General features: G+C 70.4%; 25 protein-coding genes and 1 riboswitch. Of the genes, 10 read left to right on the forward strand and 15 right to left on the reverse strand.

Translation table 11 applies throughout. The features are described 5' to 3' along the window. Nucleotides 1-208: 208 nt before the first annotated feature. The 6 genes from ACWCXB_RS08175 to ACWCXB_RS08200 all read right to left on the reverse strand — a co-directional run bounded on the left by ACWCXB_RS08175 (nt 209) and on the right by ACWCXB_RS08200 (nt 6309). A complete protein-coding gene (locus ACWCXB_RS08175) occupies nt 209-1168 on the reverse strand; it encodes a VOC family protein (protein ID WP_450720267.1) in 960 nt (319 codons plus the stop codon). Continuing rightward, nucleotides 1165-2043 (reverse strand): fumarylacetoacetate hydrolase family protein, encoded by an 879-nt coding sequence (locus ACWCXB_RS08180; RefSeq protein ID WP_450720269.1) that lies wholly within the window; start codon nt 2041-2043, stop codon nt 1165-1167. Before ACWCXB_RS08180 ends, ACWCXB_RS08175 begins: the two co-directional genes overlap by 4 nt. 43 nt (nt 2044-2086) lie before the next feature. Next, nucleotides 2087-2407, reverse strand: coding sequence for a hypothetical protein (locus tag ACWCXB_RS08185; protein WP_450720271.1), 321 nt, complete (start codon nt 2405-2407; stop codon nt 2087-2089). A 120-nt stretch (nt 2408-2527) separates the two neighbouring features. Then, nucleotides 2528-3478, reverse strand: coding sequence for an alpha/beta fold hydrolase (locus ACWCXB_RS08190; protein WP_450720273.1), 951 nt, complete (start codon nt 3476-3478; stop codon nt 2528-2530). Nucleotides 3479-3849: 371 nt separating this feature from the next. Beyond that, entirely contained in the window at nt 3850-4527 is a 678-nt protein-coding gene (locus ACWCXB_RS08195; RefSeq protein WP_450720275.1) for a hypothetical protein, read from the reverse strand. A 483-nt stretch (nt 4528-5010) separates the two neighbouring features. After that, complete coding sequence (locus ACWCXB_RS08200) at nt 5011-6309, reverse strand: MBL fold metallo-hydrolase (protein WP_450720277.1); 1299 nt, start codon at nt 6307-6309, stop codon at nt 5011-5013. A 232-nt stretch (nt 6310-6541) separates the two neighbouring features. On the opposite strand from ACWCXB_RS08200, the gene ACWCXB_RS08205 reads away from it, so the two are divergent. From ACWCXB_RS08205 to ACWCXB_RS08220, 4 genes are all read left to right on the forward strand, one after another. Beyond that, nucleotides 6542-7129: a carboxymuconolactone decarboxylase family protein gene (locus ACWCXB_RS08205; protein WP_450720279.1), complete on the forward strand. Its 588-nt coding sequence runs from the start codon at nt 6542-6544 to the stop codon at nt 7127-7129. A gap of 180 nt (nt 7130-7309) precedes the next feature. After that, nucleotides 7310-8512 carry a Glu/Leu/Phe/Val dehydrogenase dimerization domain-containing protein gene (locus ACWCXB_RS08210; protein WP_450720571.1) on the forward strand — a complete coding sequence of 401 codons (1203 nt, stop codon included), beginning with the start codon at nt 7310-7312 and terminating at the stop codon, nt 8510-8512. Between the two features lie 26 nt (nt 8513-8538). Beyond that, nucleotides 8539-9159, forward strand: coding sequence for a TetR/AcrR family transcriptional regulator (locus ACWCXB_RS08215; protein WP_450720281.1), 621 nt, complete (start codon nt 8539-8541; stop codon nt 9157-9159). Between the two features lie 14 nt (nt 9160-9173). Next, complete coding sequence (locus tag ACWCXB_RS08220) at nt 9174-10109, forward strand: carbohydrate kinase family protein (RefSeq protein ID WP_450720283.1); 936 nt, start codon at nt 9174-9176, stop codon at nt 10107-10109. Here the strand turns inward: ACWCXB_RS08220 and ACWCXB_RS08225 are convergent. After that, complete coding sequence (locus tag ACWCXB_RS08225) at nt 10100-11179, reverse strand: DUF6745 domain-containing protein (RefSeq protein ID WP_450720285.1); 1080 nt, start codon at nt 11177-11179, stop codon at nt 10100-10102. The genes ACWCXB_RS08220 and ACWCXB_RS08225 overlap by 10 nt on opposite strands. Before the next feature lie 82 nt (nt 11180-11261). Further along, nucleotides 11262-11588 (reverse strand): hypothetical protein, encoded by a 327-nt coding sequence (locus ACWCXB_RS08230; RefSeq protein ID WP_450720287.1) that lies wholly within the window; start codon nt 11586-11588, stop codon nt 11262-11264. 214 nt (nt 11589-11802) lie between these two features. On the opposite strand from ACWCXB_RS08230, the gene ACWCXB_RS08235 reads away from it, so the two are divergent. From ACWCXB_RS08235 to ACWCXB_RS08255, 5 genes are read left to right on the forward strand one after another with little or no spacing between them, the layout of a single operon-like run. Next, nucleotides 11803-12750 carry an STM4015 family protein gene (locus ACWCXB_RS08235; protein WP_450720289.1) on the forward strand — a complete coding sequence of 316 codons (948 nt, stop codon included), beginning with the start codon at nt 11803-11805 and terminating at the stop codon, nt 12748-12750. Next, nucleotides 12747-13922: an STM4014 family protein gene (locus ACWCXB_RS08240; RefSeq protein WP_450720291.1), complete on the forward strand. Its 1176-nt coding sequence runs from the start codon at nt 12747-12749 to the stop codon at nt 13920-13922. The genes ACWCXB_RS08235 and ACWCXB_RS08240 overlap by 4 nt, the downstream gene beginning before the upstream one ends. Nucleotides 13923-13963: 41 nt before the next feature. Next, nucleotides 13964-14869 carry an STM4013/SEN3800 family hydrolase gene (locus ACWCXB_RS08245; protein ID WP_450720573.1) on the forward strand — a complete coding sequence of 302 codons (906 nt, stop codon included), beginning with the start codon at nt 13964-13966 and terminating at the stop codon, nt 14867-14869. Then, nucleotides 14866-16197 (forward strand): STM4012 family radical SAM protein, encoded by a 1332-nt coding sequence (locus ACWCXB_RS08250; RefSeq protein ID WP_450720293.1) that lies wholly within the window; start codon nt 14866-14868, stop codon nt 16195-16197. Before ACWCXB_RS08245 ends, ACWCXB_RS08250 begins: the two co-directional genes overlap by 4 nt. A 25-nt stretch (nt 16198-16222) precedes the next feature. Continuing rightward, a complete protein-coding gene (locus ACWCXB_RS08255; protein ID WP_450720295.1) occupies nt 16223-17116 on the forward strand; it encodes an STM4011 family radical SAM protein in 894 nt (297 codons plus the stop codon). On the opposite strand, the gene ACWCXB_RS08260 is transcribed toward ACWCXB_RS08255, so the two are convergent. The 3 genes from ACWCXB_RS08260 to ACWCXB_RS08270 form a co-directional block, all read right to left on the reverse strand. Then, nucleotides 17077-17868, reverse strand: a complete 792-nt coding sequence (locus ACWCXB_RS08260) for an SGNH/GDSL hydrolase family protein (RefSeq protein ID WP_450720297.1) — start codon at nt 17866-17868, stop codon at nt 17077-17079. The genes ACWCXB_RS08255 and ACWCXB_RS08260 overlap by 40 nt on opposite strands. A gap of 178 nt (nt 17869-18046) precedes the next feature. Further along, nucleotides 18047-19066 carry a M23 family metallopeptidase gene (locus ACWCXB_RS08265; protein ID WP_450720299.1) on the reverse strand — a complete coding sequence of 340 codons (1020 nt, stop codon included), beginning with the start codon at nt 19064-19066 and terminating at the stop codon, nt 18047-18049. Nucleotides 19067-19068: 2 nt separating this feature from the next. Further along, nucleotides 19069-19229: riboswitch (cyclic di-AMP (ydaO/yuaA leader) on the reverse strand. 332 nt (nt 19230-19561) lie between these two features. Beyond that, the gene (locus ACWCXB_RS08270; protein ID WP_450720301.1) at nt 19562-21664 is read right to left on the reverse strand and encodes an alpha-galactosidase; all 2103 of its coding nucleotides are present in this window, start codon (nt 21662-21664) and stop codon (nt 19562-19564) included. A gap of 167 nt (nt 21665-21831) precedes the next feature. On the opposite strand from ACWCXB_RS08270, the gene ACWCXB_RS08275 reads away from it, so the two are divergent. Continuing rightward, entirely contained in the window at nt 21832-22647 is an 816-nt protein-coding gene (locus tag ACWCXB_RS08275; protein WP_450720303.1) for a tyrosine-protein phosphatase, read from the forward strand. 22 nt (nt 22648-22669) lie between these two features. Here the strand turns inward: ACWCXB_RS08275 and ACWCXB_RS08280 are convergent, their stop codons facing one another. From ACWCXB_RS08280 to dxs, 4 genes are all read right to left on the reverse strand, one after another. Continuing rightward, nucleotides 22670-22816 (reverse strand): DUF6126 family protein, encoded by a 147-nt coding sequence (locus tag ACWCXB_RS08280; protein ID WP_450720305.1) that lies wholly within the window; start codon nt 22814-22816, stop codon nt 22670-22672. 11 nt (nt 22817-22827) lie between these two features. Continuing rightward, nucleotides 22828-23445 carry a helix-turn-helix domain-containing protein gene (locus ACWCXB_RS08285; protein WP_450720307.1) on the reverse strand — a complete coding sequence of 206 codons (618 nt, stop codon included), beginning with the start codon at nt 23443-23445 and terminating at the stop codon, nt 22828-22830. 110 nt (nt 23446-23555) lie between these two features. Continuing rightward, nucleotides 23556-24941, reverse strand: coding sequence for an aspartate aminotransferase family protein (locus ACWCXB_RS08290; protein WP_450720309.1), 1386 nt, complete (start codon nt 24939-24941; stop codon nt 23556-23558). Beyond that, entirely contained in the window at nt 24938-26839 is a 1902-nt protein-coding gene (dxs, locus tag ACWCXB_RS08295; protein WP_450720311.1) for a 1-deoxy-D-xylulose-5-phosphate synthase, read from the reverse strand. Before dxs ends, ACWCXB_RS08290 begins: the two co-directional genes overlap by 4 nt. Nucleotides 26840-26875 lie beyond the last annotated feature (36 nt).

Below are 26875 nucleotides of genomic sequence, written 5' to 3' on the forward strand. Positions count from 1 at the left end.
GTCGTCCCAACCGCGCCGGGACGAGGGACCTACGTCGGGCCTGCAGCTGACGACCTGTGGCCGGCGCCAGTTCGTCGTCCCACGTCTGCATCGACTTGAACGTCGGATCTTGGCGGCACATAGCCTCGGTGGCCGCCCAGATCTCCTCGTCGGACATGTCCAGGTCGAGCCGTTCGGCGCGTGGCTGGCTCACGGGCCGGCCTGGCGGTCATGGCGCCACCTGCATGAAGAAGTCGAAGCTGGGCGCCTCGCCCCAGAGTGGACCGTCGATCATGTCTGCCATCGCCCAGGTGCGCGGCTCGTGCGTGTTGTCGAGCCGGTCGCCGTCGGACCAGAACTCGTGCAGCCGTCCCCACGGATCGGAGACGTAGATGCCCACCTGGCCGCCGACGAGGTGACGCTGCGGGCTTCCCCACACCTTGTAGCGGCCCTGCTTGGCGAGGTAAGCGGCGCCTTCGAACACCTCGCTCCAGTTCTGCACCTCGAAGGAGACGTGGTGCCATCCCGATTGCGGGATCGCGGCGATCTGAAGGCAGTGGTGGTCGACCCAGCGCTCGCCGCCGTCGGGGCAGAGGAAGACGCCGTTGATCTCGCCCTCGCCGTTGTCGCCGAAGTCCGACGGCACCAGGCCGAGGGTATTCTGGTACCAGGCCATGGTTTCGCCGAACTTCTCCGTCTTCTGCACGGCGTGGCCGAACCGCCAGGCGTGCGGCGGCTGATCGGGGCCCCAGGGTCCGACACCGATGCGCTGCGCCGGCACCAGCGCTGAGTTGGACAGCAGCGGCGGGACCACCAGCGGCTCGCGGGGCGCCATTCCGTGGATGACCTCGATCTGGTAGCCGTTCGGCTCGGTCAGCGTCACCCGGCGCCCACCGCCTGGTTCGTCCAGCTCGTGTACGGCGCTGGCCTCCGGCAGCTTGGCCAGCCGATGCAGGTCCTCCTCGTCGGTGACGGTGAACGCCATACCGATGAACCGCGGCTCGCCGAGCTCCGCCACATAGATGTGGTTGGCGGAGCCGGTACCGCGCAGGAACAGCTGACGCTCGGTCCGCTCCACCGGGACCAGGCCGAGTGCGCTCAGGAACTCCTCTGCCAGACCCAGGTCGGGAACGGCGAGCCGGGGAAAGAGGACATCGAAGATCTTCACGGGGGGATCTGTCTTGGTCATGGCGTCGACTCCGTGCTGTGGTGAGTGTGCATCGGGGATTCGTCGGTGACCGTGTTGCGCAGTACCCCGATGCCGTCGATGGCGATCTCGACGAGGTCGCCGGGCACCAGCCAGGTGGGGGGGTTGCTGGCCGCCGCGACGCCGCCGGGCGTGCCGGTCGCGATGATGTCTCCTGGCCGCAGCGGCATGAAGGTGGAGATGAACTCGATAAGGCGGTCGACACCGAAGAGAAGGTCATCGAGCTTGGCACGCTGCTTCTCGACGCCATTGACCGTGGTCACGAGGCTCGCCTGGCCGATATCGCCGGCCTCGTCCGGCGTGACCAGCCACGGGCCGAACGCCCCCGACCGCCAGAAGCTCTTGCCGGGCAGGAACTGAATGCCACGCGTTTGGAAGTCCCGCAACGAGCCCTCGTTGAAGCACGAGTATCCCGCGATGTGGTGCGATGCCCGGTCCGCGGCGATGTGGCGGCCGCCGACTCCGATGACGACTGCGAGTTCGCCCTCGAAGTCGAACTCCACGGAAGCGGTAGGCCTTACGATCGGCTGACCGTGGCCGACCAGGCTGTCGGCGAACCGCACGAACAGCATCGGCACCTCAGGCTCGGGAAAGCCGAGCTCCCGGATGTGTTCCTTGTAGTTCAGGCCGGCGCAGATGATGCGGTCGGAGTTCCAGACGGGTGGCAGGAACTCGACCTCGTCGAGGCCGATGGTGGGCGCCTGCGTGGAGAACGCCGCCAAGGCGCTCAGCTCGCCCAGGGCGTCTTTCAGAGTTTCCGCGGGGCGATCGGGACGCTGACCGATGTCGACGAGTCCCGCATCGGTGTAGATCCCGTAGGACGGGGCACCGGACCGGACGTAGGAAGCCAGCTTCATGGAAACCGTCTCTACTCGAGGGGACAGGGGCTCGCGAAGCGCTTCAGGAGGCCCGCCCGCCGACCACCGGGAAGCTACCGATGCCGAAGGCGCTGATCGTGCCCTTGAGTTCGTCGCCGGCCAGTTCGACGTTGCACTTGACGGTGAGGGGCAGAGGCTCCTTGAGCTTCATCGCCCAGCGCAGAACCGGGACCGGGCCGTCCTCGATCTGCCCGTCGGTCACCTCGAGTTCGCCGAAGTCGCCTTTCACCGTCCCGGTGAAGCGGTCGCCGTCCGCCAGCACGGACAAGGTGCACTGCATCGGCCCCCTGGGCGTTTGCGCGACGAACTCCCAGATACCAGCAACGTTGCTTCCGGTGGTCATGATCTTTACCTCCTGGTGCAATTGATCGGGATAGCGGCCTGCCCGTCATCAGGCGAGCAGGCCGGTCGGAACGGGATTGCAGTCAAGCTGGTCGGTTCGGCGTGGTGGTGGTCGTCGCGGTCACGCCGTGAGGTGTTCGAGTGCCAAGGTGTTGAACTGGTCGGGTGTTTCGTACTGCGGCCAGTGGCCGACGCCTTCGACGCGGTAGAGCTTGCTGTCGGGTAGGGCCTCGAACATGGCCTGGATGATGACGAGGACCCGGTCGTCGAGTTCGCACATGCCCAGGACGGGTTGCTGGATGTTGCGGAGGTCGTCGCGGGTGAGGCCGTTGGCCTGGCGCAGGTCGTAGTCGACCCACCAGTTCACCTTCGGGTATATGTCGGCGGCGCCGGGCTGGCGGTTGACGTCGAGCCTCGACGCGATCATGTCGTCGGGCAGCCGGCGCCGGTCGGGCATGAGACCGGTGAGGATGGTCTCGGCTGCTTCCCACGTCGGGTGCTTGACGATGTCTCGACGGGCCTCGCCTTCGCTGCCGCCCATCGTGCCGACGATGTCGGGCAGGTTCCAGAACTCGTACCACTCGTCGTCCTCGTCGGGCACCGGGCCGCCGCCCGGCGAAATGAGGATCAGCCGACGCACCAGTTCCGGGTAGAGGTGCGCAGCCTGGAGTGCCGCCCACGAGCCGACCGAACAACCGACCAGGTCGACCTGCTCGGCGCCGATCACCTCGGCCATGTCCTTCAGGAACGCGGCGATGTACCGACTGTCGTATGAGGGAACGTCAGGCATGTCGCTGTAGCCACAGCCGGGTATGTCGATGGCCCAGCACTCGAACTGCTCACCCAGGGGACCGAGGTTCGGCGCGAAGGTCTCCGCGTGACCGCCGGTGCCCGGCAGCATGATGATCTTCCGTGGCTTACCGGCTCCGGAACGCAGATAGCGGATCTTCGTGCCCTTGACGTCGAGCCAGCCCTGCTCGAACGCCACGTTGCGCAGATCGGTCCAGATGCTGCGGAACTCTGCGCTCGGCTCGGTGGCCTTGACGATCTCTTCGACGAGTTTGCTGCCCATCGGGTCTCTTGTCTCCTCGGGTCATGGCTTCCGGTGGCCCGTGCTGTCCGAACACTGATCGTGTGGGAGGGGCCTCGACCGGACCGCGGTTGGATGCCGGAATGGTTGCACCAATTTTTCAAGTGCGTCAATACTCTTACGCACTTGTTTCCGACCGATGGACAAGGCGTTATCCGGTCAAGCACCCAAGGAGGGTTCTGTGAGCACCAGCGCACCCACCGCCGAGGACCTCAAGTCAGCAGCCGCCCGGACGACCCCGGGGGCTCGTCGAGCGGCAAGCTCAAGCTGAGTCCGACCGGCGGCTGACCGACGAGACCGTGACGGAGCTGGCCGAGGCGGGGTTCGTCCACACGCAACTGCCGCCTAACCGTTCATGCGCGGTGGGCAGTTGACAAACTTGTCCGAAGAGCATCCCGCTCTGGTATGAGGTCTCGTACGGCAGTACGAATACGACCTGCGAGGACGGCCTGCGGACCGAGCCCGGTCCGGGCCGGTCCCTGCGGTGAATTGAACCTGCCGTTGCAGTAGTCCCACGTGCATACCCCGTGCCAGTACTCGGTGCGCGAGGTGTTGTAGAGCTCGGCGGCCAGGTCGGCGACCTGGGACTGAGTCAGGCCCGGGGCCCTGCGGAGGATCTGGGGGGAGTCGACTACCGCCGCAGCGGCCACGGTGCTGTAGTCGGCCCAGACGCAGATCGGGACCCGCATCGTCGAGACAGAGCGCTTCCGTATCGCCCCGATGCGCGTGAGTTCGGCGTTCTGGCACTCCATCAGGGCACCGTTGAAGCCCTCGGGGTCGACCTTCTCGCGGGGGCCGATCAGCTTGCCCCTGAACGACTGGTCCCCGTCCTTGATCGACTCGAAGAAGTTGTCGAGCGCTTTGTCCGGGTCGTCGATCGTGCCCCAGTAGCCGTCGACAAGCAGCGTCTTCCGTTCGCTGCGGCCCTGGTCGTCCTTGTACTGGTACCGGTATTCGGCTCTCGCGAAGGCCGGCTCCCTGACGCCGATCTCCTCCGCCTTGGTCGGCGGGGCCACCTCGAGTCCCGTCATGCAGTCCGCGTCCGACGGCGCCCCCTCGCACATCCTGGTGGACAGATCCTGCCGGGACTCCCTGCTCTTCTTGTAAGGGCCGACGACTCGGCCGGGGTCAGCATGTACCCCTTCGTCCTTACGGTCGTTCCTCGGGTCCCGACAGGCGGTCGGGGCCGCGGAGGCGACCCCCGGACCATCCCGTGCCCGGTGGAGAACTACCTAAGAATCTCCGACTCGGGACACTAGCCGGTCTTCTGGATCAGGCCGGATCGGGGAGCGGTCCGCCGGGGAGCGGCTGATGTCACAGCGGTGCGTGCGATCGCACGGCGGAGGAGGCGGTGATATCGGCGGCTGACGCCGCGGGGGACGCGGTGGGCACCTTCCGCGCCCGAAGGGCTATGAGGTGTCGGTGACCGACGACAACGCAGCTGGGGCCCCAGGCGTCAGCTCTGGGGGTGCATGCCAGGGCACGCGAGCCCGGCAAGATCCGGAAGACGGGCCCTAAGCGGTCGGGGCCGTCTCGGGGGCTCCCGCACCGCTGCCGGGGCGGCGCGTGCCCCGGAGGTCGGCATCGGGCATCGCGCCGGCGCCGGATGCCTCGCGGGTCCCCAGGGCTGTGCCGGCCGCGTCGGGGCGTACGGCTGCGGAGGCGGGCGCGGTGGCCGGGACGGGCGCGACCGGGGCAGGCGCGACGGCCCGCCACCAGGGCGCCGCCGGGATGTCGTCGGAGGTGGGCTCGAACGGCTCCCCCGGCAGCGGCAGCGCTACGCGAGCGCCCACCTCGGCCGCCGCGGTGAGCGTGCCCTCCCCCGGCTCTGCCCAGGGGTGGAACGCGAGATTGAACGTGGCCCAGTGGATCGGCAGCATCGCTCCGGTCGGCTCGCCGCCCTGGAGGTCGAGGTGGGCCCGCATGCCCTCGGCCGGGGTCATGTGGATGTCCGGCCAGTATTCGCTGTAGGCACCGATCTGGATCATGGTCGCGTCGAAGGGGCCGTGCTCGGCGCCGATCTCCTTGAAACCGGGGAAGTAGCCGGTGTCCCCGCTGTGGTAGACGCGGTGCCCGGAGGGGCCCTCGACGGCCCAGGACGCCCAGAGCGTGTGCTGCTGATTGCGCAGACCGCGGCCGCAGAAGTGGCGTGCGGGGGTGGCGGTCAGCCGCAGCCCGGCGACCTCCGTCGACTCGGTCCAGTCCAGCTCGCGCAGACGTGTCTCGGAGACGCCCCAGCGCTCCAGATGGGCGCCGACGCCGAGCGGCACCACGAAGACGGTGTCCGTGGCGGCCAGCTCGCGGATCGTGGGCAGATCGAGGTGGTCATAGTGGTCATGGGAGATCACGACGACATCGACCGGGCCGAGCGACGCGAGCGGCAGCGGGACGGGGTGCAGCCGCTTGGGCCCGGCGAAGGGGAAGGGCGAGCAGCGCGAGCCCCATACGGGGTCGAACAGCACCCGTCGGCCGTCGATCTCGGCGAGGACGCTCGAATGGCCCATCCAGGTGAGCCGCAGCCCGGAGACCGGCGGCTTGGCCAGGTCGGTGAGCGTCGTGGGGTGCAGGGGCACGGGGGCGGCAGGGGTGCGGAGCCTGCGCGCCTCCTTCTGGAAGTAGATCTTGGCGAACTCCACGGCGGAGCCGGACGGCCTCGTCCTGGCCCCGACCGGGTTCTGGAACACCCCGTCGGCGAAATTCGGCGAGCGGCGGATCCGCTCCATGCGCTCCCCTGCAGGGTCGGCCCCGAAGGCGGCGGGTCGCAGCGACCGCAGCCTGGACTGCAGCGAAGGCGGGGAAGCAGCGCCGGTCACAGGGCCTCCTGAAGGTGAGGGGTCTTCCATTATGGGCGTGGGGTACGACAGTGCGGGAACGGAAGAGTGACGCGGGTTGTTCCCGGAGACCCTGGAAATCGGGCCCACGAGGACAGGGATGGTCGCCTCGGTCCCGCGCAATGTCACATCGACGCGGTGGGATGTCACATCGGCGCCGCGCGATCCGTCGTACGGGTGTCAGTACGAAAACGCGACACCTGAGGAGCCCGTCATGGCCCGTATTTCGCTCGCCCCGCCCCGCACCTTCTTCTACCGCGTGACGGAGTGGTACTCGAAGCACGCGTACCAGGAGGTCCTCGACCCCGTGAAGGCTCTCGGCCACAACACGCGCGTCCTGCGCGCGGACCTCCGCTTCGAGCAGGCCGTCGCCAAGTGGAACGCCCTGGACCCGGCGCTCAAGGCACTGGCCGAGATGGCCACGGCCGCGTCGATCGGCTGCAGCTGGTGCATGGACTTCGGCTACTGGGTGAGCCGACGGGAGGGGATCGACGCACGCAAGCTGCAGGACGTGCCGGTATGGCGTGACAGTGACGCGTACACGCCGCTCGAGCGTGACGTCATGGAGTACGCGGAGGCGATGACCGCGAACCCGCCGGAGGTCACGGACGAACTGGCCGAGCGGCTGCTCGGGGCGCTCGGCGAGGCCGCGTACGTCGAGCTGACCGCGGTGGTGGCGGTGGAGAATCTGCGCTCGCGGATCAATTCGGCGCTCGGGCTGTCCAGCCAGGGGTTCAAGGACCACTGCGAGGTGCCGCAGCGGCCCTCCGCGGCACCAGCAGGGCGGACCGACGGCAGCTGAGGGGGCGGCGCCGTTCGCCCGCGCTGCGCGGCTCGGCAGCGGTACGCCGGGCACGGCGGTACGCAGTCTGCGCCGTACCCGGAGCGATCGGGAGCCGTCCGCGTTGACACCGCTGCCCCTGCCTCCGGATACTGACCGACGGTTCAGTTCGTCGTCGTGTCTGGAGGCACCGTGTCCGCCCTGGAGGCCCCCTCGCCGGCCCGTCCCCTGATCTCGCTCACCTGGACGGACCACGTCACCGGCCGCCAGGGCCATCTCGTCGTCGACCGGCTGGTCCGAGGGGTGTCCAGCGGTGGGCTGCGGATGCGTGCAGGCTGCACGCTCGACGAGGTGGCCGGGCTGGCCCGGGGCATGACCATGAAGGAGGCCCTCCACTACAACGCCGACGACCCGACGGCGCGGTACATCCCGCTCGGCGGTGCGAAGGGCGGCATCGACTGCGATCCGCGGGACCCGGAGGCGTACGGCGTCCTCGTGCGCTATCTGCGCGCCATGCGTCCGTACGTCGAGAGCGTCTGGACCACCGGCGAGGACCTCGGCCTCACCCAGGACCTCGTCGACAAGGCGGCGGCCGAGGCCGGGCTCGTCTCGTCGGTGCAGGCCGTCTATCCGCTGCTCGACGACGAGGCGGCGGCACGGGAGCGGCTCGCCGACGCGTTCGCCGTCGAGGTCGACGGCATCGGCCTCGACGAGCTGGTCGGCGGCTGCGGTGTCGCCGAGTCGGTACTCGTGGCGCTCGACCGGGCAGGCACGAGCCGCACGGGCGTCCGGGTCTCCGTCCAGGGCCTCGGCACGATGGGCGGGGCGACCGCGCGCTTTCTGTCCCGGGCGGGCCTGCGGATCGTCGCCGTGGCCGACATCAAGGGGACGATCGCCAATCCCGACGGCCTGGACGTGGAGAGGCTGCTCGCGGCGCGCGACGCGTACGGGACGGTGGACCGTGCTGCGCTGCGCCCCGGCGACGCCGAGCTGCCCGCCGACGCGTGGCTCTCCGCCGAGGCGGAGGTGCTGGTGCCGGCCGCCGTGTCGTACGCCGTGGACACCTCCAACCAGGCGCGGATCACGGCGCGTTGGATCGTCGAGGCCGCCAACATGCCCGTCCTGCCCGAGGCGGAGGAGCTGCTCGCGGGCCGTGGGATCACCGTACTGCCGGACGTCGTCGTGAACTCCGGTACCAACGCATGGTGGTGGTGGACGCTCTTCGGGGACATCGAAGCCGACGCGGACGAGGCCTTCGCGTACACGCGCCGCTCCATGCGCGCCCTGGTCGACCAGATGCTCGCACGCGCCGAGGCGGACGGTACGACGCCGCGCGCCGCCGCGCACGCGATCGTCGCCGACCGGCTGCCGGTGATCGCGGAGCGTTTCGGCTGGTACAGGTGAGCGACTCGCGTGTGTAGGGTGACCGGGTGACGAGAGTCCGGTTGAGCGTGGCGGAGCGGCAGGAGGAACTGTTGCGGGCCGCCGTCGAGCAGATCGAGGCCCGGGGCGTCGCCGCCGTCCGGATCGCCGATGTCGCCTCCGCCCTCGGGGTGAGCAACGCCCTGGTGCTGTACCACTTCTCGACCAAGGAGCGGCTCGTCGCCGCCGCCTTCGCCTACGCCGCGGAGGGCGATCTGGCCCATCTGCGCAAGATCCTCGGCCGCCGGACGTCGGCGGTGCGCCGGCTCCGTGCCGCCGTCCGCTGGTACGCCCCGACGGGTCAGGCGAAGGGCTGGCGCCTGTGGATCGAGGGCTGGGCGGCCTCGCTGCGCGAACCGGCGCTGCGCGAGGTGGCCCGCGAACTCGACCAGCAGTGGAAGGCAGAGCTGACCGCCGTCATCGCGGAGGGCGCGGCGGCCGGCGAGTTCCGCTGCGCCGACCCGGCGGCGGCGGCCTGGCGGCTGACGGCTCTGCTGGACGGTCTCGCGGTGCAGATGACGTCGTACGCGGGGTCGCTCAGCCGCGCCGCCATGCTGGAGTGGACGGACGAGGCCCTCGCCCGTGAACTGGGGCTCGACCGCGCGGCGCTGACCCGGCAGAGTGCGTAGCGCATCGAAGGCTCATGGGAGGGGAAGTGGTGTCGGCACAGCGCACGGAACAGCCGGAGCATGACGTCCTGGTGATCGGCGGCAGCGGGGTGGACACGGTCGTCCGCGTCGGCTCGCTGCCGGTCCCCCTCGCGGACTCGGTCGGGGTACCCCCGATCACCGAGTGGCCCGGGCACACGGGAGGAAACGTCGCCCTCGGCTGCCGTGCCCTCGGACTCGGCGTCAAATTCCTGGACTTCATAGGGGACGACGGGCCGGGCCGCCAGGTCCGCGGGCGGCTCGCCGAGGGCGACGTGGACTTCGCACCCCTGATCTCCCCCGCCGGTACGCGACGTGCGGTGAACCTGGTCGACTCGACGGGCCGCAGGATGTCCTTCTACGACGCCCGTGATCCCGCCGATCTGCGTATGCCACGCGACTTCTACCTGCCCCATCTGCGGCGGGCCCGCCACGTCCATCTGTCGATCACGAACTTCGCCCGTCATCTCTATGACGACATCGCCGAGCTCGGCCTCCCCGTCTCGACCGACCTCCACGACTGGGACGGAGTGGACGACTACCACAGGGAGTTCGCGCTCCGCTCCGACGTGGTCTTCCTCAGCGCGGCGAACGCCGGGGAGCGGATCGCGTCGGTGATGCGGGAGATCCTGCGCGAGGGGCGCGCGGAGGCCGTGATCGCGACCGCCGGTGCCGGCGGCTCGTACCTGATGACCCGCGACGGCGGCCGCACGCCACGTCCGGTCCCGGCCGTGGCGCCGCCCGCGCCGGTGGTGGACTCCAACGGCGCCGGTGACGCGTACGTGTGCGGCTTCCTCTACGGACGGCTGGCCGGCCGCCCCGCCGCGGACTGTGCCCGGCTGGGCGCCGTGGCCGGGGCCTACGCCTGTACGGGCCGGGGTGGCAGCTCGGCGCTGATCGGCCCCGCGGACCTGGCAGCGGCTCAGGTCTGACGCAGCGGCTCGTACACCGACGCGTCGAGCCCGAACGTCCAGGCCACTCCCTCCTTCGCGGTGCGAGTACGGGGCGGCACGCGAAGCCAGTACGTCTTGTGCGTGCCGTCAGGCTCCGGTGTGGAGTTGACGACCTCGACCATGACGACGTCCTCGTCGTCGGCGAGCGCGATGCGCCACAGCACACCGGTCTCGTCGCGGTGCACGGGCTGGGCGCCCGACTCGGACAGATAGCGGTCGTAGCCGTAGAACTCGAGCATGACGCGGCGCAGTTCGGCGTTCTCCTCGGTCCGTATCCGCTCGGCGGTCAGCGAGGACAGTCCGGTGATGAACTCGGCGGGCACGGGCATCCCGCGCCAGGCGTGGAGCGCGAAGCCGTCGGGGAACGCGAGCGCGGGGCCGTCGCCGCGGTCGAGCCGCCCGGCCTCGTCGCGGTGCAGCTCGACGGGCCGCTCGCAGATCACAACGGCCTTCTCGAACGGCCACCACCAGCCTGCGTGTTCGGCGACCCTGGCGAGCCCTTCGAGCCGCTCGCTGCGGCCGTCGAAGGCGGCGAGCCAGGCGGCGTCGTGCTGTCCGAGCACCGCGTCGAGCAGGACGAGCCGCACCGCCCGACGCACGGCTGCCGCTTCCTGGGCGTCCTCACGGCCGGTCGACGTGTCTCCCCCGGCCGTCGGGGCGACTCCCCCGGCGGGCGCCACGGCGTCGTCGGCGAGAGCGTCGGCGACCCCTGTGCGTATCCGCTCGGCCAGCGCCCTGGTGCTCTCCCAGATCAGGGCGCCGGTCCTCCCCCAGTGCTCGGTCCAGCCCGCCGGACCCAGTTCGTCGTGCAGCCTGCGCCGCTCGTCGGCCCAGGGGACGGTCCTCACCTCCTCCCGCACCGAACGCCCCGCGTCCTCCAGGGTGCGCACGGCCGCCACGGCGGACTTGGGCGAACCCGCCCACACGAACCGCTCGGGTGCCTCGAGTCCGGCCAGGCGGTAGGCGAGGCGGACCCCCTCCTCCGCTGCGGTCCGGTCCGCCGGGCCCGTCGCCGCCGCCACGGCCCGCCACTTGTCCACGTACTGCATCTGTGCCCCGTCCCCTGCTTCCCTTGCCTGCTGCCCTGTTGTCCCGCAGTTCCGCTTGCCGCCGGCTTCGGCGTCGCCTGGCTCAGTCGGCCACGATCCGCACCGCCCCAGGGATGTACTCCCGCTGGCGCACCACCCGGTACCAGCCCTTGGGGAGCGGGATCGGCGCGTGCTCCTCGTGCACCAGCCGCCCGCCCTCCGGGAGATGAAGCAGCATCGGCCCGAAAGCGCCAGGTTCACGGACGAGCCGACCGGGCGCCGCCAGTGCGTGCGCATGGCCGGTGACCTCGCCGAGCGCGAGCACCAGCCGTCCCCGCCCGTCCCTCGGCTCCCCGGGGGCGTCGACGGCGTGTGCCGGGACGGCTTCCTCAGCGACGGGCACGATCAGCACGTCTCCCTGCCGGTACATGGCTCTCCCCTCCGCGGCCGGCACCGAGTGCGCCGGACTCGGTATCGAAGCTAGAGGCAGGGTCTGACAGTCGGCCCGGTCCGGCCGCTCCCGGGCCGGACCGCCGGACCGGACCGTCCGCTCCCCGGCCCCGCGGCGGGTGTTGTCAGCGCGGCTTGGTAGAACTGCTCGCACATCACCCGGTCAACGCCATCAGCTGTCTGGAGCATCCGTCATGACCATCTCGGGCCATCTGCAGGAGCTGTACGGCCTGCCCGCGTTCGATTTCCCCGGCGCCGGTGCCAAGGTCGAGCAGCTGCCCGACCCGGCCTCCGTCGCCTGGCGGATCGGCGTCGACGCGTACGAGAGCGAGGAGTCCTGGGAGAACGCCTTCGCCCGCTTCGCCTCCGCCGTCGACACCACGCAGGTGCGGGCGCTGATCGCCGGAGCGTGGAGCGATGCGTACGACAGCGGTCCCGACGAGGTCATAGCGGCCCTGCTGGAGGCCAAGGCGCAGCTGCCCGCGCTGCGCGGCCTGTTCCTGGGTGACATCACCTTCGAGGAGTGCGAGATCTCCTGGATCACCCAGTCCGTGGTGACCCCGCTGCTGGAGGGGTTCCCCGAGCTGGAGGAGTTCGGTGTCCGCGGTGGCTCCGGCCTCGCCTTCCCGGCCGTGGGGCACGCGAAGCTGCGCACACTCCGGGTCGAGACCGGCGGTCTGCCGGCCGAGGTGGTGCGCGGCATCGCGGCGAGCGAACTGCCCGCGCTCGAGCACCTCGACCTCTGGCTCGGGGTCTCCGAGTACGGCGGCGACGCCGAGCTGGCCGATCTGGAGCCGTTCCTCTCCGGAACTCGGCTTCCTCGGCTGCGGCATCTCGCGCTGCGCAACGGCGAGATCCAGGACGAGATCGCCGCGGCGCTGGCCGGTGCGCCGGTCGTGGCGCGGCTGGAGACGCTGGACCTGTCGATGGGCACGCTCGGCGACGAGGGTGCGGCCGCGCTGCTCGAAGGGCAGCCGCTGACCCATCTCAAGAAGCTCGATCTGCACCACCACTTCATCGGCGAGGCGCTGGGCGAGCGCATACGCCAGGCCCTGGAGCCGGCCGCAGTGGTGGTCGATCTCAGCGATGTGCAGAAGCCTTGGAGCGACGAGGGCGGCCGTTTCACCGCGGTGGCGGAGTGACACCGCCCGCATCGCTGCGTTTCGCCGTCGTCGGCAACCCCGAGAACCGGCGTGTCGCGTTCTTCCAGGAGGCGGTGCGCGCGGCTGGGCTGCCCGAGGCGCGTGTGGTTCCGTGGCTGGACGTGCTGCACGGCCGAGCGCGTTTCCTGCCGGGCGAGTTGGTCCGTATCGACTCGCCGGGTGAGAACGCCGAAGTGGACGCGCTGCTGCGCGGTGCCGGCGCCACGGCCAGGGTCGAGGGCACCGGGCGCTGGTACGTGCGGTTCACCGAGGCCGTGCGGGACGTGGCCACTGCCGTCCGTGCCGCGGGCGCGACGCTTCTGGACGATCCGGACGACCTCGCCGTGCTGTTCGACAAGCGGCTCTGTCACGAGCGGCTCGCGGCTGCGGGCGTGGCCGTGCCGGCGTCGCCGACTTCGGGGGCCGCGGCCCCTGCCGTGCGCGGCTGGGACGATGTCCGTGCGCATCTCGCCGAGCCGGGTTTCCGGCGCGCTTTCGTGAAGTTGGCCCATGGTTCGTCGGCCTCCGGTGTGCTCGCGGTCGAGGCGGCGGCGGACGGGCGGTTCCGGGCGGCGACCTCGGTCGAACGGGCCCCGGACGGGCATCTGTTCAACTCGCTCCGGCTGCGTCGCTACACCTCGGAGTCCGAGATCGCCGCGATCGTGGACACCCTCGCGCCGGACGGTCTGCACATCGAGCGTTGGCTCCCGAAGGCGGTTCAGTACGGCAGGGCCACCGATCTGCGGGTCGTGGTCGTCGCGGGCCGGGCCACCCATGTCGTCGTACGGACGAGCCGCTCCCCGCTCACCAATCTCCACATGGGTGGCGAGCGAAGCGATCTGGCCGGTGCCATGGCCGCCGTGCTGGCGGCGGGCCGCAGCTGGCGCGACGACGTACTGGGCCTGTGCGAGCGGGCCGCCGCATGCTTCGCCGGAACCCTGTGTGTCGGCGTCGACCTGCTCCCCGCGACCGGCTGGCGCCGCTTCGCGGTCGGCGAGGTCAACGCGTTCGGCGATCTGCTGCCGCGCCTGACCGGGCTGCCGGGCAGTGAGGCCGAGGGCCTCGACACCTATGCGGCGCAGATCGCCGCTGCCATACGCAAGTACGACGAGGAACCATCATGCGCCCGACCCCTCCCGACACGGCGGACACGATCGGCACGGCCGGTGTGACTGCGCCAAGCGGTACGGCCCATAGGGGCCGTACCGTCGACATGGCCTCGGTCGTCGGCTCCCACGATCTGCTCCTCGTCACCCTCGACACACTCCGGTTCGATGTCGCGGCCGAGCTCGCGGCGGCCGGCCGGATCCCGAACCTCGCCCGCCATCTCCCCGGCGGCGTCTGGGAGAAGCGGCACGCGCCGGGCAGCTTCACCTATGCCTCGCATCAGGCGATGTTCGCCGGGTTCCTGCCGACGCCGGCCACGCCCGGCCCTCATCCGCGGCTGTTCGCCGCCCGCTTCGCGGGCAGTGAGACCACTGCGTCCGGCACGTTCGTGTACGACACGCCGGACTTGGTCACCGGACTGGCGCAGGCCGGATACCGGACGGTGTGCATCGGCGGGGTCGGCTTCTTCAACCGGCAGGGACCGCTCGGCACGGTACTGCCCGGGCTGTTCCAGGAGAGTCACTGGGAACCGGAGTTCGGCGTGACATCCCCGGACTCCTTCGAGGCGCAGGTGGACCGGGCCGAACAGATCGTCGCAGGATTGCCGCACGACCGGAGGCTGTTCCTGTTCGTCAACGTGGCCGCCCTGCACCAGCCCAACTGGTTCCATCTGTCCGGCGCCACGCGCGAGACGGGCGACTCGCGCGAGACGCATGCGGCCGCGCTGGAGTACGTGGACCGGCACATCGGCCGGCTCTTCGCTGCGGCGAGCAGCAGGAGGCGGTGTTTCGCGATCGTCTGCTCCGACCACGGCACGGCGTACGGCGACGACGGGTACGCCGGCCACCGGCTCGGCCACGAGGTCGTCTGGACCGTGCCGTACGCGCAGTTCTTCCTCCCCGGCCCGGACACCGGACCGGACACCGGCCCCGAGACCAGCCCCGCCACCGGCCCGGACGCCCGACCGGCCGACGGCCCGGCCGACGGCCCGGTGAAGGGCGGTCCCCGATGAGCGGGATCCGCCCGTACCGGAGCTATGTGTACGCGTACCCCCACAAGACCGCGTACCGGCCGCTCGCCGACCGGCCCGCGCTGCGCGAGCTGTGGGCAGCGGAGCGGAAGGACGCGCTCTCGCTCTATCTGCACATACCGTTCTGCGAGGTCCGCTGCGGCTTCTGCAATCTCTTCACCCGCATCGGCGCACCCGACGAGCTGACCACGCGTTACCTCGACGCGCTGGAGCGGCAGGCGGTGGCCGTCCGAGACGCGCTCGGGGACTCGGACCCGGTGCGGTTCGCCGCCGCGGCCTTCGGAGGTGGCACGCCCACCTTCCTCACGGCCGGGGAGCTTGAGCGGCTCTGCGACATCGCGGAAAAGCGGATGGGCGCGGATCTGCGTGCTGTGCCGCTGTCGGTCGAGACCTCCCCGTCGACGGCGACGGCCGACCGGCTCGCCGTGCTCGCCGAGCGTGGCACGACCCGGGTGAGCATCGGTGTGCAGAGCTTCGTCGACGAGGAGGCGAAGGCCGCGGTGCGCCCGCAGCGGCGCGCCGATGTCGAGGCCGCGCTGGCCCGGATCCGGGAGGCCCGGGTTCCCGTCCTCAACATCGACCTCATCTACGGCATCGACGGACAGACCGATACGACCTGGCGCCGTTCGCTCGACGCCGCGCTCGCCTGGCGGCCCGAGGAGCTGTATCTCTATCCGCTCTATGTCCGTCCGCTGACCGGCCTCGGCCGTTTCGCGGGCCCGGACGCCGACACGGCCTGGGACGCCCAGCGGCTGCGTCTGTACCGGCAGGGCCGTGATCACCTCCTGGCCCAGGGCTACGAACAGGTGTCGATGCGGATGTTCCGCCGCACGGACGCGCCTGCGCAGGGCGCGGACGACTACGCCTGCCAGACCGACGGCATGATCGGTATCGGCTGCGGAGCCCGCTCGTACACCTCCGGGCTGCACTACTCGTTCGACTACGCCGTCGACATGCGCCAGATACGCGCGATCATCGACGACTACACGCGAGCCGAGGACTTCACACGTGCCGAGGTGGGCCGGCGGATGGACGACGACGAGGCACGCCGCCGCCATCTGCTGCAGTCGCTACTGCAGGCGCGGGGGATGGTGATCGCGGAGTACCGGGCGCGGTTCGGCAGCGTCCCGTCCGACGACTTCCCCGCCGAGCTCGCCGCGTTCGCCGGGCGCGGCTGGCTGGAAGAGCCGGAGGGAAGCGACGGGTTGCTGCGGCTGACCCCGGAAGGGCTGGCGTACTCGGACGCGCTCGGTCCCGAGCTGTTCTCGCCCGGTGTACGCGCCGCGATGGCCGCGTACGAGCTCAAGTGACGGAGTACGGAGCGGTGAGCGACGCGTGGATCTGACGATTCTGTACCGGGGGCCGCTCGCCTCCTGCGACTACGACTGCCCGTACTGCCCGTTCGCCAAGCGCCGCGACAGCAGGGAACAGCTGCGCGCGGACCGGGCGGCGCTGGAGCGGTTCGCGGGCTGGGCGGCGGAGCGGACGGACGACCGGTTGTCGGTGTTGTTCACTCCGTGGGGCGAGGGCCTGGTCCGCTCCTGGTACCGGCGCACCCTGGCCGGCCTGTCGCAGCTTCCGCACATCCGCAGGGTTGCCATCCAGACCAATCTGAGCTGCCGCACCGACTGGCTCGCGGACGCCGACACGGACACTCTGGCGCTGTGGTGCACGTATCACCCGGGCCAGACGCCGTACGACCGCTTCCTCGGCAAATGCGGTGAACTGACCGACCGGGGTGTCCGGTTCAGTGTCGGGATCGTCGGCTTCGAGGAGCATCTGGAGCACGCCCGCCGGCTGCGGGCGGACCTTCCGCCGCATGTCTATCTGTGGGTCAACGCGGCTGAGGGGCGCACGTACACCGAGGGTGAGGCCGCCCGCTGGACGGCCCTCGACCCCCTCTTCCCGTACAGCCGCCATCCGCACCGCTCGGCCGGGCTGCCGTGCCGCACGGGCGAGTCGGTGATCTCGGTGGACGGGGACGGGACGGTACGACGCTGCCACTTCGTCCGGGCCGAGCTCGGCAATCTCTACGACGGCTCGTACCGGACGGCGCTGCGGCCCCGGCCGTGTCCGGTCGCTGTCTGCGACTGCCACATCGGGTACGTCCATCTGGAGTCGCTGCCGCTGTACGACGTGTTCGCCGGCGGGGTCCTGGAGCGGATCCCCGCCGCCGCGAACGGGAGGGGTCAGAGCGGGAGCAGATCAGGACGCTTCGGCTCCACGTGATCGCCGGAGGACTCGCCCCGCAGCCGCCGGCCGATCCACGGTACGAGGTACTCGCGCGCCCAGTGGATGTCGTCGCGCCGGACCTCGAGCGTGCCGCGCGGCGGCAGTGGGGGCCACGGCTGGTCCGGGTCGGCCGGCACGTCGATGCCGAGGACCTGGGCGGCGCGGAGTGCGACGCGCGTGTGGCCCTCGGGCGACAGGTGCAGCCGGTCGTCGTCCCAGGCGCGCCTGTCCTGGACCGACTTGAGCGACCAGAGGTCGAGGACCGGGCAGTCGTAGCGGTCGGCGATGGCGCGGACGTGCGCGGTGTACGTGGCGATCTTGCCGCGCAGATGGCGGAGCACGGGCACGCCGCGGGTGTCGAAGCCGGTGGTCACCATGACGGTGCCGACGGCGTCGGTGAGGTCGGCGACGGCTCGTTCGAAGCGCTCGGCGACGTCGTCGGGGTCGGTGCCGGGGCGGATGATGTCGTTGCCGCCCGCGCAGAACGTCACGAGGTCGGGGGCGAGTTCCTTCGCGCGCGGGACCTGTTCCGCCACGATCTGATCGAGCAGGCGGCCGCGTACGGCGAGATTGGCGTAGCGGAACGTGTGCTCCGGTACGCGGTCGTCGAGCAGGACCGCGAGGCGATCCGCCCAGCCCACGAACTGACCCTCGGGTCCGGGGTCCCCGACGCCCTCGGTGAAGCTGTCACCGATCGCCGCGAACGACCCGAATGCGCCATTTGTTCTTGATCTCGAATCGTCTGCCACGTCGAGACATCATTCACGGCGGGAAGTGACCTACGCCACCGTAGGGAGGGGTTGACGGGGCGTGAGATAGACCACCTGGTCAGTTTCCCGCCCAGCGGGAATACGGCGACACAAAGTCGTCCGCCGCCCCCCTTGGTCAGGTCGGGGGGCGGCGGACGCTACTGACGTTACGTCAGGTTCAGAGGGCGACGCCGTGCTGGCGGAGGTACGCCAGGGGGTCGATGTCCGAGCCGTAGTTCGGAGTGGTGCGGATCTCGAAGTGCAGGTGCGGCCCGGTGGAGTTGCCGGTGGAGCCGGAGAGGCCGATCTGCTCCCCGCCGCGGACGCTCTGGCCGGACGAGACCGAGAGGGAGGAGAGGTGGGCGTACTGCGAGTACGTGCCGTCGCTGTGCTGGATGACGACCTGATTGCCGTACGCGCCGGCCCAGCCGGCCGAGACGACGGTGCCGGGGCCGACGGACTTGACGGAGGTGCCGGTGGCGGCGGCGAAGTCGAGTCCGGTGTGGTAGCCGCTGGCCCACATGGCTCCGGCGGTGCGGTAGGCGGTGGTGATGGTCGAGTTGACCGGGGCGAAGTAACCGGAGAAGTTGCTCTGCGGGGCGGGGGCCGCGGCAGCGGCACCCGCGGGAGCCTGGGCGGTGCCCGAACCGGACTCGGCGCGCGCCTGCACGCGCTCGGCCTTCACGGGAGCCTCGGCCTTCGCCTTGACCTTGGCAGGAGCCTCGGCCTTCGCGGGGGCCTTAGTCTTGACCTTGGCAGGAGCCTCGGCCCGCACCTTCGTCTTCGCCTTGGCCGGGGCCTCGGCAGGGGCCTTCCCCTGGACCTTGGCGCCGAGCGCGAGCTTGAGACCCGGGTGGATCAGCGACGGGTTCTCACCGACGGCCTCGCGGTTGTCCGCGTACAGCTTCTTCCAGCCGCCGACGACATCCTGCTCCGCGGCGATCTTCGACAGGTAGTCGCCCGCCACGACGGTGTAGGTCGTGGCGGCCTTACCCGTCTTCGGCGCCTCGGGGGCGGCGGCCTTCTGGGCGACGGCGGCGACATGCTCAGGGGTCACGGTGGGCGCGGACGTGTCCGCTGCGTGCGCACCTGCGGCACCGATGAGCGGGAGCGCGATGGCGGCACCACCCGTGCCCGCGGCGACGAATCCGCGCGTGATCGGGTTGGTCCTCGGACGGCGATGCTTGCCCTTGGGCATGGCGAATTCCTCTCCGGCGCCTACGAGGTGAGCTGTCGGGTTCGGACTGGAGATGCCCGGTCGCGCTTTCACGCGACTTGACCCCTAGCCGTCCGGAACTCCGGAGCGGCGATCTACCTGGGTCCCCCGCTCCTGCCACGCGTGGGGTGGGTGCTTATTCCGGTCGGCGGCAGGATTAGGCGGTCCGACCGGATTGCGGCGACCGTAAGCGAGCAAATCGACGGGAACAAGCCTCCCCAATGACCCGGCATTCACCCAGGCCATATCAACAGGGATTTCCCGGTCACCCTCCGTCGATTACGGACCTCTGATTTCCTTACGGGCAACGGAGATTGATGAGGGGACACGGCAACAGACCGTCACGAATATGATCCCGCTCACGCAACGAGGCCTATCTCCTTTGCAACTGGTGCGTGTTCCACTAAAGCGTCCAATACGGACAGAAGCCTCATTAGGTGCGTTTATCGGCTAGATCTGGCTCAGCAGACGGAAAGGTCAGATCCGGCTGGTCCGGCGCCTCAGCCGCAGCACCACCGCGTCGAGATCACCACGCAGCCCCGTGTCCATTCCGTGATGCAGCAGCACCGCACCCCGGTACACGGTCTCCGTGTCCAGGCACTCGTACGCCGCCGCCGGATCGAGCCCGCGCAGCCTGAGCGCCGGCGGCCGCTCCCCGTAGTGCTGTGCCTGCAGCCACGCCAGGACGACGACCTCGTCGCCGCGTACGTACTGCACGGCGCTCAGCCCGCCCCCGGGCGGCCGCAGCCGGTAGAGCTCGCCGTGCTGCACGACCGGCCTGATCCTCTTATAGAGATCCACCCAGCCGCGGGCCTCGGCCAGCTCGTCCTCGCTCCATCGCGTCAGGTCACCCCCGACGCCCAGCACCCCGGCCATCGCACTGACGAAGCGGAAGCGCAGGGAACTGACCCGGCCATTGAGCTGCACATTCGGGCTGTCCGTCACCCAGGCTGCCATCACCCGGGCCGGATGCACCTGCCCGAAGCCGTGCTGGATGGCCAGCCGGTCCAGCGGATCGGTGTTGTCGGAAGTCCACACCTGATCCGTACGGGAGAGGATCCCCAGATCGATCCGGCCGCCACCGCCGGAGCAGGACTCGAAGGCGACGGTCGGGTGCGCCGCCCGCAGCCGGTCCAGCAGGGCGTAGAGCGCGTGCACGTGCTCGATCCAGAGTTTCTGGGGGTACGGCTCGCCCGGCCAGCCGGAATCCGTGAAGCAGCGGTTGAAGTCCCACTTCACATAGTCGACGGGGGCCGAGGACAGCAGCCCGTCCAGCTGCTCCCAGAGGTACTCCAGGACATCCGCGCGGGCGAGGTTCAGCACCAGCTGGTTGCGGAACTCGGTCCGGGCCCGGCCCGGATGGTGCTGGACCCAGTCCGGGTGGGCGCGGTAGAGATCACTGTCCGGGTTGACCATCTCCGGCTCGACCCAGATCCCGAACTGCATGCCCAGCGCGTGCACTTCGTCGGCGAGCGGCTTCAGCCCCTGCGGGAAGCGGTCCGGATTCGGCGTCCAGTCGCCGAGCCCCGCCCGGTCGCTCGTGCGCTGCCGGAACCAGGCGTCGTCCACGACGAAGAGCTCGACCCCGATCCCGGCGGCCCGGCGCGCCAGGGCCCGCTGCTGGTCCTCCGAGATGTCGAAGCCGGTGGCCTCCCAGGAGTTGTAGAGGACCGGCCGGGAGGCCCGCGCGTCCGGAATCACGTGCGCCAGCTGCCAGGCGTGCCAGGCCCGGCTGGCCCCGCCGAAGCCCTTGTCGGTCCACAGCCCGGAGAAGACGGGTGTGGTGTACGCCTCACCGGGCGCGAGGAGCAGCAGCCCGGAGTCGTCGTATCCGGCGCCGCCGCTGATCTGCACCTGGCCGTCGGGCAGGTGCTGTACGGCGATCCGCCATGATCCCGACCAGCCGAGCGCGCAGCCGTACACCTCGCCCCTCTCCTCGGTGGCCTCGCCGTCGTCGACGGCGACCCAGGGGAGGTGCTGATGCCCGGTGTGCCCCCGGCGCGAGCCGAGCACCTTCTCGCCGTACGTGAGCTCCGACCGTACGAGCAGGGACTCGGCGGCCCAGCGGCCGTGCAGCTGGGAGAGCCGGCGCCGGTCGCGGCGCGGCAGCGTCCATACGGCGGCGTCGGCGCGCAGCAGCTCCAGGGCGGGCCCCTCCCCCACGTGCGCCACCGTGACCCAGCGCTCGATCACGTCGGAGTCGTCCCTCATCCGGTAGTGCAGGGTCAGCGCGAGGCCGTGCAGGGGGTCGCCGAAGCGCAGCCGCAGCTCGTCACCGTCCACCTGTGCGTCGTCGTAGCGCCACTCGGTGCCCCGCACCGCTTCCGTACGTACGGAGAGGGCGGGCCGCACGAATCGGGGTCCGCCCTCGACCGGATACTCCTCGTGCCCGTCGAGCTGCGACTCGAACGGCCAGTAGGGCGGGAGGGGCCGGGCCGCCAGGGCCTCGGCGTCGGCCGGTCCGATCCGGGGTCCCCAGTGGAGATGGAGGAGCTCGTCGCGGTCGGTGATCTGCAGCGCGTAGCTGCTCGTGCGCCCGGACAGCAACCAGATGCGCCCCTTGCCGACCGGTTCGATCATCCCAACCCCCAGATTCGCGCAAGTCCGAACATCATCGGCCGGAACGCAGCCTGGAGGCAACGCTCTTGCCGCGACAGCCGAGATGATTGCCTGAGGAATCGATGTCGTAGGGTCGGAGCGCGCCATCGTCGGCGAGCAGTGCCGACCGCAGACACGGAGGAGCCCCCGTGACGCAGCAGCTGCCCCAGACCCCGTCGACCGAACCCGAGCTCGCAGGGGTGCGCAACTTCCGGGACGTGGGCGGACTGCCGACCATCGACGGGCGCCGGGTTCGGCACGGACGGCTCTTCCGCAGCGGCCACCTCGCGCATGCGACCGAGAGCGACGCCGCTTTCCTCGCGTCGCTCGGGCTCCACACGATCTTCGACTTCCGCAACGCCGCCGACCACAAGTTGGAGGGCCCCGACGTCGAGCTGCCCGGCGTGCGGAACGTGAACATCCCGCTCAGCGACCCCGCCGAGGGCGCCGAGTTCTGGAAGATGGTCCGCGACGGCGACCTCGCGCAGCTCAGGTCGATCCTCGCCGACGGGAAGGGGGCCGGCCGGATGTCCGCCTCGTACCGAATGATCATCAAGGAGCGGACGGCCGAGCACAGCCGGGTGCTGCACGCGCTGGCGGAGGACAGCGTTCCGGCACTGATGCACTGTGCAGCGGGCAAGGACCGCGCGGGCCTGTCGATCGCGGTCTCGCTGCTGGCGGTGGGCGTCGAGCGGGATGCCATCGAGGCCGACTACCTGAAGTCGAACGACCCGCACCGCCGCTACAAGGTGCGCCGCAGCGACAACGCGCCCTCGGGGTACTCGCCGGAGGTCATGGAGCTGCTCAGCCCGCTGTTCGACGCCCGGGCCGATTATCTTGCGGCGGCGTTCGAGACGATCGAGGAGACCTGGGGCGGCACCGAGCGCTACCTCTCCGAGGGCCTCAGGATCTCGCCCGAGACGCGTGAGCGGCTGCGTGAGCGGCTGCTGGACGGCTCGGTCTGAGTCTCCCGTTCACCGTCGGGGCTCACTGACCGCCGACGGTGAACAGCAGGTAGAGGAAGGCCGCGAACAGGTGGCCCGCCACCAGATAGGCGAAGAGCCGGACGATCAGCCCGACGGGAAACTTCTGCTCCTGGTTCGCGTCCTGGTGCGACGACTGCTTGTCCTGCATGACGGGTCTCCTCAGGCGTGCGGGTGTGTGTGCGGGTCGGGGCTCTGCAGCAGGGTGTGGACGAAGAGCAGCTCGGCGCCGTCGTGCGTGGCAGCACCGATACGGTGCGGCGTGAGCGAGTCGAAGTGGGCGCTGTCACCGGGTTCGAGCTCGTGCACGGTGTCGCCGAGACCGAGCCGCAGCCGCCCGTCGAGTACGTAGAGCCACTCCTCGCCGGGATGGACCCGGACGAGATCCCCCTGTGTTCCGTAGGGCACTCGCACCCGCAGGGCCTGCATGGCGCGCCCGCGCCCGCCGGCCTGGCGGTACGTCCAGCCGTCGGCCTCGGCCGGCCCCATCCGGCCGCCACGGATGATCGGGTCGCGCTCCGGCGGCAGCTCGCCGAGGAGCTCGGAGACCGTCGTACCGTAGGTACGGGCGAGGGCGAGGAGCATCGGCAGCGACGGCTGCCGGTTGCCTGTCTCCAGCCGGGAGAGATGGGCGGGCGAGAGGCCCGCCCGCTGGGCGGCGGCCTCCAGGGTGAGGCCGCGCCGGCGGCGCAGTTCGCGCAGCCGGGGTGCGACGTCGGGCAGCTCGTCCGCTGCCGCTGCTGCGGATGGGCCGACCGGGTGTCCGGGAGGAAGGCTCATGCCTCCATTGGGCCAGGCGTTTTCCTCTGGGGCAAATTTCTTGCCCCAGAGGCAAAAGGACACTGCGCGTGGCCGGGCGACAAGAAAGTCGAAACGGCGGGCGGCAAATCTCAGCGGTTGGCGACGGCCTGCTTGACGAGCGTTTTACCGAAGTCCCACATCAGCCCACTGCCGCCGTGCGCGTCGTCCATGACGGCGGTGAAGGCCTCGACGAAGCGGTCGACCTCCGCCTCGCCGATGATCAGCGGCGGAATCAGCTTGATCACTTCCAGATGGTCGCCGGAGACCTGGGTGAGGATGCGGTGCCTCTGCAGCAGCGGTACGACCACCATCTGCGCGAAGAGTCCCTTGCGGGCCGCCTGCAGCATGGTCCAGCGGCTGCGCAGCTTCAGGGACGACGGCCGGCCGAACTCGATACCGATCATCAGCCCGCGCCCGCGGACGTCCCGCAGCAGCTCGTAGCGGTCGATGAGCGCCGCGAGCCGCGTCCTGAGCAGTTCCCCGGTCGCCCGCGCGTTCGCGACGATCTGCTCGTCCTCCAGCACCGAGAGGACGGCGAGCCCCGCGGCCATCGCCTGCGCGTTGGAGCCGAAGCTCGCCGAGTGCACCAGCACCCGGTCCATCGACGAGTAGACCTTCTTGAAGATCCAGTCCTTGCCGAGGGTCGCGCCGACCGGCACATAGCCACCCGAGAGGGCCTTGGCGACGCACACCAGATCGGGCTCCACACCGTCCTCGTGCTGGTACGCGTAGAAGTCGCCGGTCCTGCCCAGGCCGGTCTGCACCTCGTCGGCGATGAGCAGCGCCTTGTGGCGGTGCAGCAGCTCCTGGGCCGCGCGGAGGAACCCGGGCGGCGCCTCGTGCACGCCCTTGCCCTGGATGGGTTCCACGACGAAGCCCGCCACGTCACCGCGCTTCAGCTCGCGCTCCAGGGCGGCCAGGTCGCCCAGCTCGATCGCGGTGTCGGGCAGCAGCGGGGCGAAGCCGTCCCGGAATCCCGCCTCGCCGTTGACCGAGAGCGAGCCGGTGGTGAGCCCGTGGAAGGCGTGAGTGCAGTACACGATCCGTGGCCTGCCGGTCGCGTACCGAGCGAACTTGAGGGCCGTCTCCACCGCTTCCGTACCGCTGTTGCCGAAGAAGACCCGGTCCAGGTGCGGGCTGTGCGCCAGCAGCCTCTCGGCGAGCAGCCCGGGCAGGGGCGCGCAGTCGAAGCGCGTGAGATCGGCGAGCGAGGCGTCGAGGACGTCGTGGAGCGCCTTGCGGACGACGGGGTGGTGCCGGCCGAGGCCCATGACCCCGAAGCCGGCGAGCATATCCAGGTAGTCGTTGCCGTCGGCGTCCCAGAAACAGGCGCCCTCGCCGCGCTCGTAGACCTTGTCGAAGCCGATGGTGCGGAGCATGCGCGGCAGCTGGTGGTTGAGGTGTCTCGTGTGCAGCTCGTACCGTTCGCCGCCGCGCTCCGTGAGCAGCTGCCTGAGGTCGAACTCCTTGCTCATGGCCCGTACTCCTCGGTCTCGTCGGTCTGCGTACGGCGCGCCAGTGCGGCGCTGATCCGTCCGGCGATCTCCACCGGTGTCAGCCCGATGTCCGCCAGCACCTCGCCGCGCTTGGCGTGCGCGAGGAACTGCTCGGGGATGCCGAACGTGCGCAGCGGTACGTCCACGTCGGCGTCCCGCAGCGCCTGTCCGACCGCCGCACCGACTCCGCCCGCCCGGCTGTTGTCCTCGACGACCGCGACCAGGCGGTGCCGCTCGGCGAGCGGGGCGAGCTGCTCGTCGACGGGCTTGACCCAGCGCGGGTCGACAACGGTGCAGCGCAGTCCGCGGGCCTCCAGCAGATCGGCGGCCTGCAGACACACGCACGCGAGCGCTCCGACCGAGACGATCAGCACTTCGGCGTCGTCGCTGCGGTGCAGTACGTCCATGCCGCCGACCCGGCCGAGCGCCGGCACCGGTTCGCCGACCGCCTCCTTGGGAAAGCGCAGCACGGTCGGCGCGTCGGTCACATCGACGGCCTCGCGCAGCTGGGCACGCAGCTGGTAGGCGTCGCGCGGGGCGGCGATCCGAAGCCCGGGGACGACCTGGAGGACCGACATGTCCCACATGCCGTTGTGGGACGCGCCGTCGGTGCCGGTGACACCTGCCCGGTCGAGGACGAACGTGACACCGCACCGGTGCAACGCCACATCCATCAGCACCTGGTCGAAGGCGCGGTTGAGGAAGGTGGCGTAGACGGCGACGACGGGGTGGAGGCCGCCGGTCGCGAGGCCTGCGGCGGAGACGGTCGCGTGCTGTTCGGCGATCCCGACGTCCCAGACCCGGTCGGGGAAGCGCTCGGCGAACTTCGTCAGCCCGACCGGGTGCAGCATGGCCGCGGTGATGGCCACCACATCGGGCCGCTCCTCGCCGATCGCCGCGATCTCATCCCCGAACACCGAGGTCCAGGACGGGCCGCTCGCGGGCGCAAGCGGCTCGCAGGTCAGCGGGTTCATCACCCCGACGCTGTGGAAGCGGTCGGCCTCGTCCTCCAGCGCCGGCTGATAGCCGCGGCCCTTCTGGGTCAGGCAGTGGACCAGCACCGGCCCGTGGAAGCGTTTCGCACGGCGCAGTGCCGACTCGACGGCCGCGATGTCGTGTCCGTCTATGGGGCCGACGTACTTCAGCCCCAGGTCCTCGAACATGCCCTGCGGGGCGAAGGCGTCCTTGAAGCCCTTCTTCGCGCCGTGCAGGGACTCGTACAGCGGTCGGCCGACGACGGGCGTCTGCTGGAGGACGTCCTTGCCCCAGGCGAGGAAGCGCTCGTAGCCATCGGTGGTGCGGAGGGTGGCGAGGTGGTTGGCGAGGCCTCCGATCGTCGGTGCGTAGGAGCGCTCGTTGTCGTTGACGACGATGATCAGCGGGCGGTCCTTGGCGGCGGCGATGTTGTTGAGGGCCTCCCAGGCCATGCCGCCGGTGAGGGCGCCGTCCCCGATGACGGCGACGACATGGTCGGTGCGGCCAAGGACCTGATGGGCCTTGGCGAGCCCGTCCGCCCAGCCGAGGACGGTGGAGGCGTGGGAGTTCTCGATGACGTCGTGCTCGGACTCCTCGCGGGACGGGTATCCGGAGAGGCCGCCCTTGCCGCGCAGCTTGGAGAAGTCCTGCCGGCCGGTGAGGAGCTTGTGGACGTAGCTCTGGTGCCCGGTGTCCCAGAGGATCCGGTCGACGGGCGAGTCGAAGACGCGGTGGAGTGCGATGGAGAGCTCCACCACGCCGAGATTCGGGCCCAGATGGCCCCCGGTTCTGGCTACCGCATGGATCAGGAACTCCCTGATGTCCTCGGCCAGTTCGTCGAGTTCCGCTTCGGTCAGCGCCTTGAGATCGCGCGGCCCCCGGATGTTCTCCAGCATCGTCACGCTCGGGCCCCCTCTCTGATCTGTTCGACTCACGGC

Source organism: Streptomyces sp. NPDC001514 (assembly GCF_053597075.1).

Excerpts from the sequence above, each read along its gene's own strand:
- ACWCXB_RS08175 (WP_450720267.1), bottom strand. The coding sequence starts at position 1,168 with ATGACCAAGACAGATCCCCCCGTGAAGATCTTCGATGTCCTCTTTCCC.
- ACWCXB_RS08180 (WP_450720269.1), bottom strand. The coding sequence starts at position 2,043 with ATGAAGCTGGCTTCCTACGTCCGGTCCGGTGCCCCGTCCTACGGGATC.
- ACWCXB_RS08185 (WP_450720271.1), bottom strand. The coding sequence starts at position 2,407 with ATGACCACCGGAAGCAACGTTGCTGGTATCTGGGAGTTCGTCGCGCAA.
- ACWCXB_RS08190 (WP_450720273.1), bottom strand. The coding sequence starts at position 3,478 with ATGGGCAGCAAACTCGTCGAAGAGATCGTCAAGGCCACCGAGCCGAGC.
- ACWCXB_RS08195 (WP_450720275.1), bottom strand. The coding sequence starts at position 4,527 with ATGACGGGACTCGAGGTGGCCCCGCCGACCAAGGCGGAGGAGATCGGC.
- ACWCXB_RS08205 (WP_450720279.1), top strand. The coding sequence starts at position 6,542 with ATGGCCCGTATTTCGCTCGCCCCGCCCCGCACCTTCTTCTACCGCGTG.
- ACWCXB_RS08220 (WP_450720283.1), top strand. The coding sequence starts at position 9,174 with ATGGGAGGGGAAGTGGTGTCGGCACAGCGCACGGAACAGCCGGAGCAT.
- ACWCXB_RS08225 (WP_450720285.1), bottom strand. The coding sequence starts at position 11,179 with ATGCAGTACGTGGACAAGTGGCGGGCCGTGGCGGCGGCGACGGGCCCG.
- ACWCXB_RS08230 (WP_450720287.1), bottom strand. The coding sequence starts at position 11,588 with ATGTACCGGCAGGGAGACGTGCTGATCGTGCCCGTCGCTGAGGAAGCC.
- ACWCXB_RS08235 (WP_450720289.1), top strand. The coding sequence starts at position 11,803 with ATGACCATCTCGGGCCATCTGCAGGAGCTGTACGGCCTGCCCGCGTTC.
- ACWCXB_RS08245 (WP_450720573.1), top strand. The coding sequence starts at position 13,964 with ATGGCCTCGGTCGTCGGCTCCCACGATCTGCTCCTCGTCACCCTCGAC.
- ACWCXB_RS08250 (WP_450720293.1), top strand. The coding sequence starts at position 14,866 with ATGAGCGGGATCCGCCCGTACCGGAGCTATGTGTACGCGTACCCCCAC.
- ACWCXB_RS08265 (WP_450720299.1), bottom strand. The coding sequence starts at position 19,066 with ATGCCCAAGGGCAAGCATCGCCGTCCGAGGACCAACCCGATCACGCGC.
- ACWCXB_RS08270 (WP_450720301.1), bottom strand. The coding sequence starts at position 21,664 with ATGATCGAACCGGTCGGCAAGGGGCGCATCTGGTTGCTGTCCGGGCGC.
- ACWCXB_RS08280 (WP_450720305.1), bottom strand. The coding sequence starts at position 22,816 with ATGCAGGACAAGCAGTCGTCGCACCAGGACGCGAACCAGGAGCAGAAG.
- ACWCXB_RS08285 (WP_450720307.1), bottom strand. The coding sequence starts at position 23,445 with ATGAGCCTTCCTCCCGGACACCCGGTCGGCCCATCCGCAGCAGCGGCA.
- ACWCXB_RS08290 (WP_450720309.1), bottom strand. The coding sequence starts at position 24,941 with ATGAGCAAGGAGTTCGACCTCAGGCAGCTGCTCACGGAGCGCGGCGGC.